Genomic DNA, 328 nt, shown 5'->3' with positions numbered 1-328 from the left:
CCGCGCGCGCCGTCTGGCCGTCCCCCTCGACGCATGTGCGCCCCGCTCGGCACCCGGAAATCTCCGGCGCATCAATCCCGAGCAACCGTATTCGCTCGTCCCCGCAGCGGATAGTGTCGCCATCCGTGATCGCGCACGACGGCCCGTCGAGCGGCACGGGAGCTGGAAGCTGCGTGCAACCGGCTGCGGCACAGGCGAGGGCTAGGATCATGGATGGAGGGTAGCGCACCAGATCCCCTTACACGGCATCGGGTTCCCGCCAAACTGGATCGATAAGCGCTGCAATCTCAGTCACGTAGCTGCTTACGATAACGGGCAATTCGAGGAA

Annotated in this window: 1 pseudogene; it reads right to left on the bottom strand. The window is 64.9% G+C overall.

The features are described 5' to 3' along the window. Nucleotides 1-211 (bottom strand): annotated as a pseudogene (locus AAW00_RS15475) (hypothetical protein); the annotation flags it as partial. Nucleotides 212-328 lie beyond the last annotated feature (117 nt).

Origin of the sequence: Aurantiacibacter luteus, from assembly GCF_001010945.1 — a bacterium.
In the GTDB taxonomy this organism is placed as follows: domain Bacteria; phylum Pseudomonadota; class Alphaproteobacteria; order Sphingomonadales; family Sphingomonadaceae; genus Alteraurantiacibacter; species Alteraurantiacibacter luteus.
The sequence above is the reverse complement of the archived record's forward strand: the minus strand, read 5'-3'. Positions and strand labels throughout refer to the sequence as shown.